General features: G+C 61.2%; 1 protein-coding gene. It reads right to left on the bottom strand.

Features of this window, described 5'->3' with window-relative positions; translation table 11 throughout:
- Positions 1 to 39: 39 nt before the first annotated feature.
- The coding region (locus ACGVWT_RS19240; protein ID WP_394427847.1) for a phosphotransferase at positions 40 to 399 on the bottom strand (360 nt) is incomplete at its 5' end.

Here is a 399-nt window from a genome sequence, read left to right on the forward strand (position 1 = left end):
CATGCTGTTTTCCTTGTTATCCGTCGTCGTGGGCGTTGTTCAGAGGCTGGACTTGGCTATGACCTGCAAACTCATCTGCTCCAGCAAGCGGTTCATGTGGATGAACTGGGCGAAACGCTTGTCCTGGGTCTGGCCGTGGAAGTAGCGGTAGTAGATTTGCTGGACGATGCCGGCCAGGCGGAACAGGCCATAGCAATAGTAGTAATCGAAGTTGTCCAGCGGGATGCCCGCGCGCTCGGCGTAGTAATCTACGAACTGGCGGCGGGTGAGCATGCCCGGCGCGTTGCTCGGCTGGCGGCGCATCATCTGCACCGGCGCCGGGTCGTCGGCCTCGATCCAGTAGGCCAGGCTGTTGCCCAGGTCCATCAGCGGGTCGCCCAGGGTGGCCATTTCCCAGTC

This window comes from Sphingomonas sp. S6, assembly GCF_043498045.1.
GTDB lineage: Bacteria > Pseudomonadota > Alphaproteobacteria > Sphingomonadales > Sphingomonadaceae > Sphingomonas.